The sequence below is a fragment of the Acinetobacter sp. ABJ_C1_1 genome (genome assembly GCF_044684115.1).
GTDB lineage: Bacteria > Pseudomonadota > Gammaproteobacteria > Pseudomonadales > Moraxellaceae > Acinetobacter > Acinetobacter nosocomialis_A.
This window is the reverse complement of record NZ_JBITPU010000004.1, coordinates 15,826-30,479: the sequence shown is the minus strand read 5'-3', so window position 1 is coordinate 30,479 and position 14,654 is coordinate 15,826. Positions and strand designations below refer to the sequence as shown.

Annotated in this window: 10 protein-coding genes; all 10 read left to right on the top strand. The window is 40.7% G+C overall.

What is annotated here, in order from left to right; translation table 11 throughout:
• The first annotated feature begins 12 nt into the window (after positions 1-12).
• The 10 genes from pilQ to ACG59Z_RS07220 all read left to right on the top strand — a co-directional run bounded on the left by pilQ (position 13) and on the right by ACG59Z_RS07220 (position 14,592).
• Positions 13-2,139, top strand: a complete 2,127-nt coding sequence (gene pilQ, locus ACG59Z_RS07265) for a type IV pilus secretin PilQ (RefSeq protein ID WP_396462574.1) — start codon at positions 13-15, stop codon at positions 2,137-2,139.
• 11 nt (positions 2,140-2,150) lie between these two features.
• The gene (aroK, locus tag ACG59Z_RS07260; RefSeq protein ID WP_000643712.1) at positions 2,151-2,720 is read left to right on the top strand and encodes a shikimate kinase AroK; all 570 of its coding nucleotides are present in this window, start codon (positions 2,151-2,153) and stop codon (positions 2,718-2,720) included.
• Positions 2,721-2,748: 28 nt separating this feature from the next.
• Entirely contained in the window at positions 2,749-3,831 is a 1,083-nt protein-coding gene (aroB, locus tag ACG59Z_RS07255; RefSeq protein ID WP_400198662.1) for a 3-dehydroquinate synthase, read from the top strand.
• A 15-nt stretch (positions 3,832-3,846) separates the two neighbouring features.
• Positions 3,847-4,722 (top strand): hypothetical protein, encoded by an 876-nt coding sequence (locus ACG59Z_RS07250; protein ID WP_311069802.1) that lies wholly within the window; start codon positions 3,847-3,849, stop codon positions 4,720-4,722.
• 462 nt (positions 4,723-5,184) lie between these two features.
• Positions 5,185-9,660 carry a glutamate synthase large subunit gene (gene gltB, locus ACG59Z_RS07245; protein ID WP_400198660.1) on the top strand — a complete coding sequence of 1,492 codons (4,476 nt, stop codon included), beginning with the start codon at positions 5,185-5,187 and terminating at the stop codon, positions 9,658-9,660.
• 69 nt (positions 9,661-9,729) lie between these two features.
• Positions 9,730-11,151 carry a glutamate synthase subunit beta gene (locus tag ACG59Z_RS07240; protein WP_111811563.1) on the top strand — a complete coding sequence of 474 codons (1,422 nt, stop codon included), beginning with the start codon at positions 9,730-9,732 and terminating at the stop codon, positions 11,149-11,151.
• A gap of 173 nt (positions 11,152-11,324) precedes the next feature.
• Positions 11,325-12,185 (top strand): metal-dependent hydrolase, encoded by an 861-nt coding sequence (locus ACG59Z_RS07235; RefSeq protein WP_400198658.1) that lies wholly within the window; start codon positions 11,325-11,327, stop codon positions 12,183-12,185.
• Between the two features lie 158 nt (positions 12,186-12,343).
• Positions 12,344-12,934 (top strand): LemA family protein, encoded by a 591-nt coding sequence (locus tag ACG59Z_RS07230; protein WP_087606419.1) that lies wholly within the window; start codon positions 12,344-12,346, stop codon positions 12,932-12,934.
• Between the two features lie 21 nt (positions 12,935-12,955).
• Positions 12,956-14,038: a TPM domain-containing protein gene (locus tag ACG59Z_RS07225; RefSeq protein ID WP_400198655.1), complete on the top strand. Its 1,083-nt coding sequence runs from the start codon at positions 12,956-12,958 to the stop codon at positions 14,036-14,038.
• The gene (locus tag ACG59Z_RS07220; RefSeq protein ID WP_400198653.1) at positions 14,032-14,592 is read left to right on the top strand and encodes a TPM domain-containing protein; all 561 of its coding nucleotides are present in this window, start codon (positions 14,032-14,034) and stop codon (positions 14,590-14,592) included. Before ACG59Z_RS07225 ends, ACG59Z_RS07220 begins: the two co-directional genes overlap by 7 nt.
• The last annotated feature ends 62 nt before the right edge of the window (positions 14,593-14,654 follow it).

Below are 14,654 nucleotides of genomic sequence, written 5' to 3'. Positions count from 1 at the left end.
GATGGTCAGACAATGAATCAGGTATTCCGTCAGTTTTCTTTGGGGGTTGTAGCTGTTGCAATTATGCAGGCTGCATCTGCACAGGTCAGCATGACCAATATTGTACCAACGCAAATAGCAGGTCAGGGCACAGAAATTAGAGTCATGTTTAATGGCTTACCACCACAGCCACAAGCTTATCAACTTGAAAATCCTTCACGTTTAATACTAGATTTTGATAAGGCACAGCAAAGTTTAAAACAGTCTAAAATTGCAGTTGCAACCAATGAAGCAAGTTCTGTTGATGTGACTTCAGATGACCAGCGTTCACGTTTAACCGTAAACCTAAAAGATGCTGGCGCTTTTACAACACGTGTGGAAGGTAATACTTTCATTTTAAAAATTAATTCGGCCCAAACCAGTAATAAGCCTATACCTGTAGCCGCTGTACAACAACAAGGCGTTTCAAATATTGGTTTTCAACGTGGTAATCAGGGAGAAGGCTTAGTTGTTGTCGACCTTTTAGGGAGTAATACACCTGTAGATGTTCAACAACAAGGCAGTAAAGTTGTTATAAGAACTTTAGGTACAAAAATTCCGGCCCATTTAGCGCGCCGTTTAAATGTAAATGATTTTGCAACGCCAGTTTCAAGTATTGATGCTTATAATGAAAAAGATGCTGGTGTAATTACTATTCAGTCATCTGGCAGCTATGAATATATGGCGTATCAGGCTGAGAATAAACTTACGATTAGCTTAAAACGTCCACAAGATAAAAGTATACCTTCTTCATCTAAGACACCGACTTATTCTGGTAATAAGCTTTCGTTAGATTTCCAAGACATTGAAGTACGCCGTGTTTTGCAATTACTTGCTGATTTTACAGGTATCAACATGGTGGCTGCGGATAGTGTACAAGGTAATATCACGCTACGCTTGAAAGATGTGCCTTGGGACCAAGCACTCGATATTATTTTAAAGACGAAAAACCTTGATAAACGACGTAACGGGAACGTGATCTGGATTGCACCAGTCGCTGAGTTAATTAAAGCAGAAGATGATGAAGCAAAAGCCTTAGCGCAAACAATTAAGTTAGCTCCGATCCAAACAGATTATATTCGTATGAGTTATGCGAAAGCGGTTGATGTACTTAAGCTAATTGAAGATACTCGTGATGCAAAAGGGGCAGCTGCAAACCGTACTGCCAATTCAGATACTCTTGCTTTAGAGAGTTTATTGAGCTCCCGTGGTAGTGCTGTAGCTGATTCACGCACTAACACCTTGATTGTAAATGACACAGCACAAAATATTGATAAAGTTCGTAAAATGATTGAGTTGCTTGATGTGCAAGTTAAGCAAGTCATGGTTGAGGCACGTATTGTAAGAGCCTCTACATCATTTACCAAAGAACTTGGGGTGAAGTGGGGTATTCTTTCGCAAGGTATTACCAATAATAAAAACTTATTGGTTGGTGGTAGTGAAACAACCCTGTGGAATTTGCGTGAGCCTAAAAAAGATGAGACTACGGGAGGCTATAAATATACTATTGAGCGCCCTGATAACTTAAACGTTGACTTGGGAGTTTCTAATCCAGCGGGAAGTATTGCCTTTGGGCTCATCAGTATGTCTGACTTCATGTTGGATCTTGAGTTATCTGCTTTACAAGCTGATGGCTATGGTGAAGTGATTTCAACACCTAAAGTCATGACTGCCGATAAACAAACTGCGAAAGTTGCAACAGGTCAACAAGTTCCTTATTTAATGACGACCATTTCTGGTGCTGGTTCTGCAGCGACAACATCATTTAAAGATGCTCTCTTAAGTCTGGATGTTACTCCGAGCATTACACCTGATGGCAAGATTCAAATGAAATTAGATATTTCTAAGGATTCTATAGCTGGTGAGGCACCGAATGGAGAATTAATTCTGAATAAGAATAATATCAATACCAATGTATTGGTGGATAATGGGGAGACTGTCATTTTAGGTGGTGTATTTGAGCAGACGACAAAGAATTCTCAAACCAAAGTTCCTTTCTTTGGTGATATTCCTGTAGTTGGGCGTTTATTTAGAAAAGACGTAAAGTCTGATGATAAACAAGAGTTGCTGATTTTCGTTACACCACGAATTGTTAATGACACTTTAGCGAGAAATCATTAATATATTTTTTAATGAAAGCAATTGAAATAGGTGGCGCCTTGCCAAGCAAAGCGTTTGAAACCCTACCAAATATTTATTTGGTAGGGCCCATGGGGGCAGGAAAAACAACCGTTGGACGTCATTTAGCAGAACTATTAGGGCGTGAATTTTTAGATAGTGATCATGAAATTGAGCGCAAGACAGGGGCAACTATTCCCTGGATTTTTGAAAAAGAAGGAGAAGTTGGATTTCGCACCCGTGAAACTGTGGTCTTGAATGAACTCACTTCACGTAAAGCATTAGTGCTAGCAACAGGCGGAGGGGCCATTACTCAAGCACCTAATCGAGAATTTTTAAAGCAACGTGGAATTGTTGTTTATCTCTATACTCCTGTCGAATTACAACTACAAAGAACCTATCGCGATAAAAACAGACCTTTATTACAAGTTGAAAATCCTGAACAAAAACTGCGGGATTTATTAAAGATTAGAGATCCTTTGTATCGCGAAGTTGCACACTATACGATTGAAACAAATCAAGGTGCTGCACGTGATCTTGCACAAAAGATTTTGCAACTTATTCTATCGAACAAGTTAAAATAGACGAACTGACTAGTGGTTTTATAAATTCATGCAAACTTTACATGTTGAATTAGGCGAACGCCGTTATCCTATTTTTATTGGTAGTCAACTTGACCCGAAACAATTACTAGAACCATATATTCATGGTCAACAGGTCATGATTGTAAGTAATGTTACAGTTGCACCTTTATATTTAAGCCACTATCAGGAAGCTCTAAAGAGTCTAGGTAAAACGGTTGCGACCTGTATTCTGCCCGATGGTGAAAAATATAAAGATATTCAACATTTAAATTTAATTTTTGATGCGTTGCTTGAAGCTGGTTTTAACCGTGATTGTACAGTTTTAGCTTTAGGTGGCGGTGTGATTGGAGATATGGCAGGTTTTGCTTCTGCTTGTTTCCAACGTGGCGTATATTTTGTTCAGGTTCCTACCACATTACTTTCACAAGTCGATTCAAGTGTGGGTGGGAAAACAGGAATCAATCATCCGCTTGGCAAGAATATGTTAGGTGCTTTTCAGCAACCACGAGTCGTTTTAGCTGATATGGCACAATTGAATACATTGCCAGCACGTGAGCTTTCAGCTGGTTTAGCTGAAGTGATTAAATATGCACTTTTAGGTGATGTAGATTTCTTGGTTTGGCTTGAAGAAAATATGGATGGCCTTGTTGCAAGAGATGCTAATTTACTTGCAGAAGCTGTCTATCGTTCATGTGCTCATAAAGCGCGTATTGTTGCGAATGATGAAAAAGAACAAGGTGAGCGCGCTTTACTTAATTTAGGCCATACTTTCGGTCATGCGATTGAGTCATATCTGGGTTACGGGACATGGTTACATGGTGAAGCTGTAGCAACCGGTATGGTTATGGCGGCAGATTTATCACAACGTTTGGGCTGGATCTCAAATGAAGATGTAGCTCGTACAAAAAAAATCATTCAACGTGCGAATTTGCCGATATCATGTCCACAAATTCCATTGGATGATTTCCTTGGATATATGGCTCATGACAAAAAAGTTCTCAATGGGCAATTACGTTTGGTGTTGTTAAAGCAACTTGGGCAAGCAGTAATTACCAAAGACTTTGATGTCGAATTGATGAAACAGGCTATTTTGGCAAATCAACACGGATAATAAATAAGGTAAAGCATGACTGTATCACGTACACTTTGGCAGAATGTTCAACAATATATCTGGTTGGTTGGTGGTATTGCCTGCTTATTCCTTGCTTTTATTTTTTGGGTAATTACCGATAGCAAAAAACTGGTTGAAGTTGAAAAGTCGGCTGATTCTGAGGCGCCTGTACAAATTCAACCAGAGAAAGTTGCTACAACTCCTAATCTGGGTGCTTTAGCGGATGAAGTCCGTCCACTAGATTTGACCACTCGAACAGTTGCTTCGGGTGAGCATGAACCTGAGTTCCGTGGTACAAAGTTTATTAATGAAAATAAAAAACAATGGACGCTTGAGCTATTCCGTGCCTCTGATGAAGACATTATTAAAAACTTTTTAAAAAACCGTACCGACCGTAATAAATTTATTTATTTCCGCTTAAGTGGGGAACAACAAGCAGAGCAGTATGTGTTGGTCTATGGCACATTCAAACGTTCAGAAGATGCAATTCAGCAATTAACACAAATTAATCTGCAATTACCTGAGTCAGTTAAACCTCAGCCACAACAGTTCTCAAGTTATGCCTCACTGGTAAATGATTTGGGGGCAGATGAGATGAAAGGTGGTAATAATCAGCTTTATGAAGTTCGATTGCGTCCAGCTGCTTTGCCTACAATTGATGAATCTTTATTGATGGCAGGTGCTACCAGTAGTGCTACAAATGCTCAGCCGAAAGCGGCTAGTACAAACTCAGCTACAAAAACGACGATAGTTCGTCGTGATGCAGAAGGAAATGTGGTTGATGTACAGCAATCAAATTCCAATATTGATCAACCTAATAGAACTGCGCAAACACGAATAAATGATGGACAACAGAAAAATGCCACAAATGAGGGCACAAAAGGGAATTAATCCACCTCTTAATATGCGCAAAAATGGTGCAAATTAGTTAAATAATAATATTTTTTGACCAGATGTGGTGCATATTTAGTCATTTTCTTACATGATAACGTGAATAAAATAACTATATTTATAATAAATATAAGGGTTTAGTCTTAATTTTTTAATATGGCACACTTTTTGCTTTATTGTTGTGCTTATTAATGTGCTGCAAACTATTTTAGCCCTCTAAGAAGTGAATTCTATGCAGAGTCGTGGGGTCGAACTGCTTTAAAAGAGTGCGAAATAAGTCAAAACATTTTTCTAGCAAAAACCAGTGTACGTAAAAATGGAACAGCGTATATTGGCTTATCAGCCCAAAATTTTTTGTTTGCGAAACATTGAGCTAACTATCATCCGTAGGCACTATCGCAAAAAGAAGTTGTTTGTTTGACGCTCGAAAGAGCCTTATTGAAAGAAGGGTACGCTATGCACATGCCATCGCCTAATACTGTAGCTCCCGCTCAAGGTTTATATCAACCTGATGAGTTTAAGGATAACTGTGGTTTTGGACTGATTGCCCATATGAAGGGTGAATCAAGTCATCATCTAGTAGAAACCGCGATTCACAGTTTAAGTTGCATGACGCACCGTGGTGGTATTGCCGCAGATGGCAAGACGGGAGATGGTTGCGGCTTATTATTGGCGATGCCAAAGCAATTTTTCCGTGATGAAGCAAAAAAACTAAGTGATATTACACTAAGTGAAATTTTTGCTGTGGGTACGGTATTTTTAAATATTGATCCAGCATTAGCACAGCACTCTAAAAATATTTTAACGAAAGAAATCGAGTCAGAAGGTTTACGTGTTCTCGCTTGGCGTATCGTTCCTACAAACAACGATGCATTAGGTGAAATTGCACTTCAATCTTTACCAGCTTTTGAACAAGTCATTGTGAACTGTCCAATGGGTGTAACTGAGGTTGAATTTAACCGTAAGTTATTCTTGGCGCGTCGCCGTGCGGAACAACAACTCCAAAAAGATCCGTTATTTTATGTGACTACGCTTTGTTCAACAGTCATTAGCTATAAAGGCTTGATGATGCCTGCGGCAATTGCTGAGTTCTATACAGACTTAGCAGATGAGCGCTTAAAATCGCATATTGTGGTATTCCACCAACGTTTCTCTACAAATACATTACCGCGTTGGCCTTTGGCTCAGCCATTCCGTTACCTTGCACATAATGGTGAAATCAACACCATTACAGCAAACCGTAATTGGGCATTAGCGCGTACTCCTAAATTCGAAAACCCATTATTACCAGGTCTTACTGAACTTAATCCAATCGTTAACCGTACGGGTTCGGACTCTTCAAGCTTAGATAACATGCTTGAGATCTTGGTGGGTGGTGGTATGGATTTATTCCGTGCCTTACGTATGCTCGTGCCACCAGCTTGGCAAAATGTAGAAACTCTAGATGCAGACTTACGTGCATTCTATGAGTTCAACTCAAAACATATGGAAGCTTGGGATGGTCCGGCAGGCCTCGTTATTCAAGATGGTCGTCATGCGATTTGTATGCTTGACCGTAATGGCCTGCGCCCTGCACGTTGGGTCATTACCAAAAATGATTACATTACCTTGGCATCTGAAATCGGTGTTTGGGGCTATGAACCTGAAGACGTAGTTTCTAAAGGTCGTGTAGGCCCAGGTCAAATCTTAGTGGTTGATACCCTAACAGGTAAAGTACTTGATACTAAAGATGTTAGTACGCATTTGAAGAACATGCGTCCATACCGTGAATGGTTACGTGATCATGCCATTCGCTTAAATGCAAATCCAGAACTTGAAGAACAACTAGTTGATAAAGGTTTAACTGGCGAAACATTAAAAGCAGCTCAAAAAATGTTTATGGTGACATTTGAAGAGCGCGACCAGTTATTACGTCCAATCGCTGAGAGTGGTCAGGAAGCAGTTGGCTCTATGGGTGACGATACACCAATGGCTGTATTGTCTCGTCAAGTTCGCCATGTGACAGATTATTTCCGTCAACAATTTGCACAGGTGACAAACCCACCAATTGATCCACTGCGTGAATCAATTGTCATGTCGCTCGAAACCTGTTTAGGTCGTGAGCAGAATGTATTTGAACAAGGCCCTGAGCATGCTGATCGTATCATCATCTCTAGCCCTGTACTGTCAAATTCAAAAATGCAGCAAATCCGTAGCATTGAGCGTCCGGGTTATGAAGCAGTTGATATTGATTTGAACTATGCTGAAACAGAAGGTTTACAAGCGGCAATTACGCGTATTTGTGAAGAATCTGCACAAGCTGTTCGTGATGGTAAAACCCTAATTGTTTTAACTGATAAAAACATTCGTGAAGGTTTCTTACCTGCAAACGCTGCACTTGCAACGGGTGCGGTACACCATTACCTCATTAAAACTGGTTTGCGTACTGATGCAAACATTATGGTTGAAACTGGTTTTGCACGTGATCCGCACCAATTTGCGGTATTACTTGGTTTTGGTGCGACTGCTGTTTATCCATATCTTGCATACGATGTGATCAATGACTTGATTGCTAAAGGTGAGCTTTTAGGTGATCCGATTCATGCACAAGCAAACTTCCGTAAAGGTATTGAGAAAGGCTTATTAAAAGTTCTTTCAAAAATGGGTATCTCTACAGTTGCTTCTTACCGTGGTGGTCAGCTTTTTGAAGCAGTAGGCTTATCTTCTGAAGTTGTAGATCAGTGTTTCTTGGGTGTTCCAAGTCGTATCCAAGGTGCAACTTTTGTTGATCTTGAAAATGACCAGAAAAAATTAGCAGCAACAGCTTGGTCAAGTCGTAAACCAATTGATCAAGGTGGTTTACTGAAATTCGTATTTGGTAAAGAATATCATGCGTTTAACCCAGACGTGATTAACTCGCTACATAAGGCAGTTCGTTCTGGCAAATACGAAGACTTTAAAGAATATGCCGAGTTAGTGAATAACCGTCCGATCGCGACTATTCGTGACTTATTTAAGTTAAAAACAACCAATCCAATTCCGGTTGAGCAAGTTGAATCGGTTGAAGCTATCTTGCCTCGTTTCGACTCGGCAGGTATGTCATTAGGCGCGCTTTCTCCAGAAGCCCATGAAGCAATTGCAATTGCCATGAATACCATTGGTGGTCGTTCAAACTCTGGTGAGGGTGGTGAAGATCCTGCGCGTTACGGCACAATTCGTAACTCCAAAATTAAGCAAATTGCATCTGGTCGTTTTGGTGTAACACCTGCATATTTAACTTCTGCTGAAGTCTTGCAAATTAAAGTTGCTCAAGGTGCGAAACCAGGTGAAGGTGGTCAGTTGCCAGGTGGTAAAGTGAATGGCTTGATTGCACGTTTACGTTACTCTGTTCCGGGTGTGACACTTATTTCACCTCCGCCGCATCATGACATTTACTCTATTGAAGATTTGTCGCAACTGATTTTTGACTTGAAACAAGTTAACCCGAAAGCCATGGTATCTGTGAAGTTAGTATCTGAGCCGGGTGTAGGTACGATTGCTGCAGGTGTTGCTAAAGCATATGCAGACTTTATTACTATTTCGGGTTATGACGGTGGTACTGCTGCGTCTCCGCTTTCATCAATTCACCATGCAGGTTCGCCATGGGAGCTTGGCTTGAGTGAAGCGCATCAAGCACTTCGTGTAAATGACTTGCGTGGCAAAGTACGTGTACAAACTGACGGTGGTTTAAAGACTGGTCTTGATGTTATTAAGGCAGCTATTTTAGGTGCTGAAAGTTTCGGTTTTGGTTCTACACCAATGATCGCATTAGGTTGTAAATACCTACGTATTTGCCACTTAAACAACTGTGCGACTGGTGTTGCGACTCAACAAGATCATTTACGTCAAGAGCACTATATTGGCGAACCACAAATGCTCATTAATTTCTTCCACTTTATTGCAGAAGAAACGCGTGAATGGTTGGCAGCTCTTGGTGTAGCTTCACTTAAAGACTTGATTGGTCGTGTAGATTTACTTGAAGTCTTACCGGGTGAAACAGAGAAACATGCTCATCTTGATTTAAGTGCATTGTTAACTTCTCATCCTGCTGCTGAAGGTAAAGCGCAGTATTGTGAAGTAGAAGGTAATGCACCGTTTGACAAGGGCGTATTGGCTGAAAGAATGGTCGAAGAAATGCTTCCTGCAATTGAGTCAAGCGCTGGTGGTCAATTCAACTTTAATGTCGTGAACTGTGACCGTTCAATTGGTGCACGTGTATCGGGTGAGATTGCTCGTCGCTATGGCAACTTGGGTATGGAAGCACATCCGGTTGTAATGAACCTAACAGGTACTGCTGGTCAGTCACTTGGTGTTTGGAATGCTGGTGGTTTGCACATCCGTCTTGAAGGTGATGCAAATGACTATGTAGGTAAAGGTATGGCTGGTGGTCGTATTTCGATCTTCCCACCAAAAGGTTCACCTTTCCAAACACAAAATACAGCAATTATTGGTAATACTTGTTTGTATGGCGCAACTGGCGGTAAGTTATTTGCTGCAGGTACAGCAGGTGAGCGTTTCGCAGTTCGTAACTCTGGTGCGTTCGCTGTTATTGAGGGTGCAGGCGACCACTGCTGTGAATATATGACTGGTGGTGTTGTGACTGTGCTTGGAAAAGTGGGTCATAACTTCGGTGCAGGTATGACAGGCGGTTTTGCTTACGTGCTTGACCTCGATAATGACTTTGTAGATTACTACAACCACGAGTTAATTGACTTAACCCGTATTTCAACCGAATCTATGGAAGATCATAAAGAATTCTTATTGCGTATTATTGACGAGCACATCAAGGAAACAGGTAGTGCTTGGGCTTACAAAATCCGCAACGAGTTTGACTTCTACAGCCGTAAATTCTGGCTTGTAAAACCAAAAGCTGCTAACTTGCAATCGCTTTTGAAAACTACACAAGCTGACCCACAATAATTCCACGACTGCAAAGACATAGGCAGGTGCGGGCAACAAGGAAATCCGCGCCTACCCACGGAGAGAGACATGGCAGAACGCCTAAATAATGACTTTCAATTTCTGGATGTACCACGTCAAGATCCAGAGAAAAAAGATATTACTGTCCGCAAAGCAGAGTTTGTGGAAATTTATAAACCTTTTACTTCGGAAACTGTAACTAATCAGACGCACCGTTGTTTAGGTTGTGGTAACCCATATTGCGAATGGAAATGTCCTGTACATAACTACATTCCAAACTGGCTAAAACTCATTGCTGAAGGCCAAATTTTCCAGGCTGCTGAGCTTTGCCATCAAACAAATACTTTACCTGAGGTATGTGGTCGTGTATGTCCGCAGGACCGTTTGTGTGAAGGTGCTTGTACCTTAAATGATGGCTTTGGTGCAGTAACCATTGGTAATGCTGAAAAATATATCAATGACACAGCTTTTGCTTTGGGTTGGCGCCCAGATATGTCACATGTGAAGTGGACAGGTAAAAAAGTTGCAATCATTGGCGCAGGTCCAGCAGGCCTAGGCTGTGCCGACATTTTAGCTCGTGGTGGTGTTAAACCGGTGGTATTTGACAAGCGTCCTGAGATTGGTGGCTTACTAACATTTGGTATTCCAGAATTCAAGATGGAAAAAGATGTCATGAAACGCCGCCGTGAAATTTTCACAGGTATGGGTATCGAATTCCGTTTAAATACTGAAATTGGTAAAGACGTTACTATTGATGAATTACTAGCAGAATACGATGCAGTCTTCATGGGTATGGGAACTTACACTTATATGAAGGGTGGTTTCCCTGGTGAAGATCTTGACGGTGTTTATGATGCGCTTGATTTCTTAATCTCTAACGTGAACCGTTGTCAGGGATGGGAAAAGGACCCAAGTGAATACATTAGCATGGATGGTAAAAAAGTTATTGTTCTTGGGGGGGGTGATACCGCAATGGACTGTAACCGTACTTCATTACGTCAAGGTGCCCACGACGTAACATGTGCATACCGCCGTGATGAAAGTAATATGCCGGGTTCGGCACGTGAAGTAAAAAATGCGTATGAAGAAGGCGTAAAGTTCTTATTTAACCGTCAACCAATCGAGATTGTTGGTGAAAATGGCAAAGTGACAGGCGTAAAAGTGGTAACGACACAAATGGGTGAACCAGATAGTCGTGGCCGTCGTAGTCCTGAGCCAATTCCAGGTTCTGAAGAAGTATTACCAGCTGATGCAGTTTTACTAGCATTCGGTTTCCGCCCAAGCCCAGCAGACTGGTTTGGTAATGTGAATATCAATCTTGATGGTTCAGGCCGTGTTGTTGCACCGGAACAGCAAGAATTTAAATTCCAGACATCAAATCCAAAAATCTTTGCTGGTGGTGATATGGTCCGTGGTTCAGACCTTGTAGTTACAGCAATCTGGGAAGGTCGTCAAGCTGCTGAAGGTATTTTAGATTACCTTGGTGTTTAATCTAAAAAATCATTACTAAAGTTTTTGATAAAGCCTGCGATATGCAGGCTTTATTTTTTACCATTAATCGGTTTGACGTTTTTGGCAAATACAATAAGCTTTTTTGCCCTTTTTAGTGCCTAAGTCCCACGACATACTCAAAGCTCTCTTCTTCAATACAGTAGGTGTTGAGCATGAACATCGCAGGTATGACGGCAGAAAAATCATATTTAAATCGTCGAAAAGCGTTGGGTATTACGGTGCGTCGGCTTGAGTTTAATCCTCAAGCAATCAAGCGCTATTATTTTGCAAATTCGCCTTTAATGTCCCATTTTTTAACTGCACTCTCTTCAACATTTCCAGTCGGAGAACAGTTTTTTGTAAATAGCGTCCGTAATGTGCGTGATAAAGTCTCAGATCCTCAGCTACAAGCACAAATTGCAGCGTTTATCGGACAAGAGGCCATGCATTCCAAAGCTCATAGTGAATTTAATGAGGCTTGGCGCCGTGATGACTATAATTTGGATCGTTTTCAAGCTTGGTTAAATGAACGTGATAAATACTTAAGGACAATTCCACCTAAGCTACAGCTCGCCCTTACCTGTGCATTTGAGCATTTTACGGCTTTGCTTGGAGGATATATTTTACAGCATCCTGAATTATTAAAAACTTTAGATCAAGATGCTCTAAAGCTTTGGGTTTGGCATGCTATTGAGGAAATTGAACATCGTTCAGTTGCATTTGATGTCTATCAACATGTCTATGGCGATGACCGTATTCGCAGATTATTAATGCGTAGTGTCACTACAGGATTTGCGAGTCTTGCTTTCTATGGTACAACGCGATTATTTTGGCAAGATAAATGGAAAAGCTTGCCTAAAATGGGAGGAAATATTTTTGGTGTGTATTTGCTTGTTAAAATGATTATACAACTGACACCAGAATACTTTGCTTATTACAAAAAGGACTTTCATCCGAGTCAAACAGATTATGGACATATGGTCGATTACTGGAAAAGCTATTTGGCCGATGAATACCAAATGACAAGTTTCTAAAAGGAGACAAGGTTAAGACCAAGCTAGAATAAAAACCGGATTTAAAGATCCGGTTTTTTTAAATCTATAAAATAAAAGCAACACAATAATGCCAAATTCATCATACAATCGAGACAAGAGGTTAAAAATATAAAGAAAAACTTGAGGATAAAGTGACGATGAAAACGTTTAAACAACTTGTAATCGCGACAACACTTGCAAGCACCTTACTATTTTCTGGCTGTGGCTATAATACTTTACAGGTCAAAGATGAGGCTGTAACAGCGGCTTGGTCTGAGGTACAGAACCAATATCAACGTCGATCAGATTTGGTACCAAACCTTGTAAACGTAGTTAAAGGCTATGCTAAGCATGAAGAGCAAGTATTAACAGAAGTCACTCAGGCACGTGCAAATGTTGCAGGCTTGAAGGTCGATAAAGAAGTATTAGAAGACCCAGCATTACTTGAAAAATATCAACAAGCGCAAAGCCAGTTAACAGGTGCATTATCTCGACTTATTGCTGTTTCAGAAAATTACCCAGACTTAAAAGCCAATACCCAATTCCAAGAATTACAGGTTCAGCTTGAGGGTACAGAAAACCGAATTGCTGTGGCACGTAATCGTTATATTACAACTGTTCAGGACTATAACGCTTATGTCCGTCAGTTCCCGCAAGCCGTAACAGCAAAAGTGATTGGTATGCATCCTAAAGCTAATTTCTCTGCGGAAGCATCGGCTCAACAGGCTCCAAAAGTTTCTTTTGATTAATTTAAATCAAGGAAGTGCCGCATGAGAAATACTATATTGCTTCAGTCTAAGCAAATTAAGGTATTCGTTATTACCTTAATTATGCTCTGCTGTAGTGTTCTGTTTCAGAGTGCGGCTTGGAGTGAGAATAATATTGCCACTACTACAGATGAAACTGACACGGTGGTGGCAGGTAAAATTATTCAACAGCAGCAAGCTCAAGCATCGAAGCCTAAAGTAAATGAGCAGGCTGCTTCAAGTGCCGCGCCTCAAGCTCAGGTTGCGAATGATATGGCTGATGGTGAATCAATTCGTGGTTTACCTACATTAAATCAGCCTGTCATTGATCAAGCTAATATTTTAAGTGAAGCTGAAAAGCAGCAACTTAACCAGAAAATTTTAAATTTGTACCAGCAAGGTAAGGCACAAATAGGTATTGTAATTGTACCGACTACGGGTCAAGAAGATATTTTTGATTACGCTTTACGTGTTGGTGAAAAATGGCAACTTGGTTCGAGTAAACGTGATAATGGATTACTCATTGCAGTTGCAATTAATGATCACCGCATACAAATACTAACCGGTTATGGCTTAGAAGGGGTATTGCCGGATATTGTGGCAAGTCGGATTATTCGAAATCAAATTACACCTTATTTTAAACAAGCCCAATATGCACAAGGCTTAAACGCTGGTGTTGATGAAATTACAAGAATTTTAAATCTAGATCCGGAAGTTGCTCAGCAAGCTGCCCAAGATTTAAAAGAGCGCCAACATCAGGCTGCCGAAGAACAACAAGCCAAACAAACAACTCTGACGATGGCATTGTTTATTCTTATTGCTGGAATTGTAGGCTCATTTATTGTTGGTCGGCCTCTTAGTGCCTCTACCGCAGGTGTTGCCGCAGCAGTAGCAGGCTTTGTAAACGGTGCTGGCGTGGTTACTAGTTTGCTACTTGGATTTGGTATTTTCTTTTTACTCATTACCTCAATTGCCCAACTTATTTTACAGGCTATTTTAAGTGGTTCTGGTGGGGGTGGACGCGGAGGTGGCTTCGGTGGTGGAGGCGGCGGTTATGGCGGCGGCGGAGGTCGTTTTGGTGGTGGAGGTGCTTCAGGCTCATGGTAACAATATCAGAAACAACACAAATTATTACTCAACCAAAAATTGAGGAATATGTAGAGCCAAGCTTAAAACGTTGGTTTAAGCATCTTTGCTATTTTCCTGCTAGTAGCCGCTATTTTAGTAAAAGGGATAAACAAGCTATTGCTGAAGCTGTTCAAAAAGCAGAACTTGGTCATGTTGGTGAAATACAGGTCGTTATAGAAGGGCATATTCCTTGTTCACAAGCATATAGACAGAACACGCGCTTAAGGGCGCAGCAATTATTTGCAGAACTTGGTGTTTGGGATACTGAACTTAATAGCGGTGTACTGCTCTATTTAAATTTATGTGAGCGCACTGTAGAAATTATATTTGATCGTGGTATTAGAAACGCGACGAATGATCAGGTATGGCAACAGATTTGTGAGTCTATTGTGCAGCAGCTTAAACAAAAACAGTATCTACAAGCTGTAGTGATTGGGGTTCAGCAAATTGGTGATGTGATGTCACGCTTTTACGATGAAAATATGCCAGATCAAAATAATGAATTAGGGAATGCGCCTATCATTATTAATTAAGTTATTTGCTCTCTGATTAGCTGTTTTTTTAAATTCACTCTTAATATAACAACTGACAAAAA

Excerpts from the sequence above, each read along its gene's own strand:
- ACG59Z_RS07220 (WP_400198653.1), top strand. The coding sequence starts at position 14,032 with ATGGTAACAATATCAGAAACAACACAAATTATTACTCAACCAAAAATT.
- ACG59Z_RS07250 (WP_311069802.1), top strand. The coding sequence starts at position 3,847 with ATGACTGTATCACGTACACTTTGGCAGAATGTTCAACAATATATCTGG.
- gltB (WP_400198660.1), top strand. The coding sequence starts at position 5,185 with ATGCCATCGCCTAATACTGTAGCTCCCGCTCAAGGTTTATATCAACCT.
- ACG59Z_RS07230 (WP_087606419.1), top strand. The coding sequence starts at position 12,344 with ATGAAAACGTTTAAACAACTTGTAATCGCGACAACACTTGCAAGCACC.
- ACG59Z_RS07240 (WP_111811563.1), top strand. The coding sequence starts at position 9,730 with ATGGCAGAACGCCTAAATAATGACTTTCAATTTCTGGATGTACCACGT.
- aroB (WP_400198662.1), top strand. The coding sequence starts at position 2,749 with ATGCAAACTTTACATGTTGAATTAGGCGAACGCCGTTATCCTATTTTT.
- ACG59Z_RS07235 (WP_400198658.1), top strand. The coding sequence starts at position 11,325 with ATGAACATCGCAGGTATGACGGCAGAAAAATCATATTTAAATCGTCGA.
- aroK (WP_000643712.1), top strand. The coding sequence starts at position 2,151 with ATGAAAGCAATTGAAATAGGTGGCGCCTTGCCAAGCAAAGCGTTTGAA.
- pilQ (WP_396462574.1), top strand. The coding sequence starts at position 13 with ATGAATCAGGTATTCCGTCAGTTTTCTTTGGGGGTTGTAGCTGTTGCA.
- ACG59Z_RS07225 (WP_400198655.1), top strand. The coding sequence starts at position 12,956 with ATGAGAAATACTATATTGCTTCAGTCTAAGCAAATTAAGGTATTCGTT.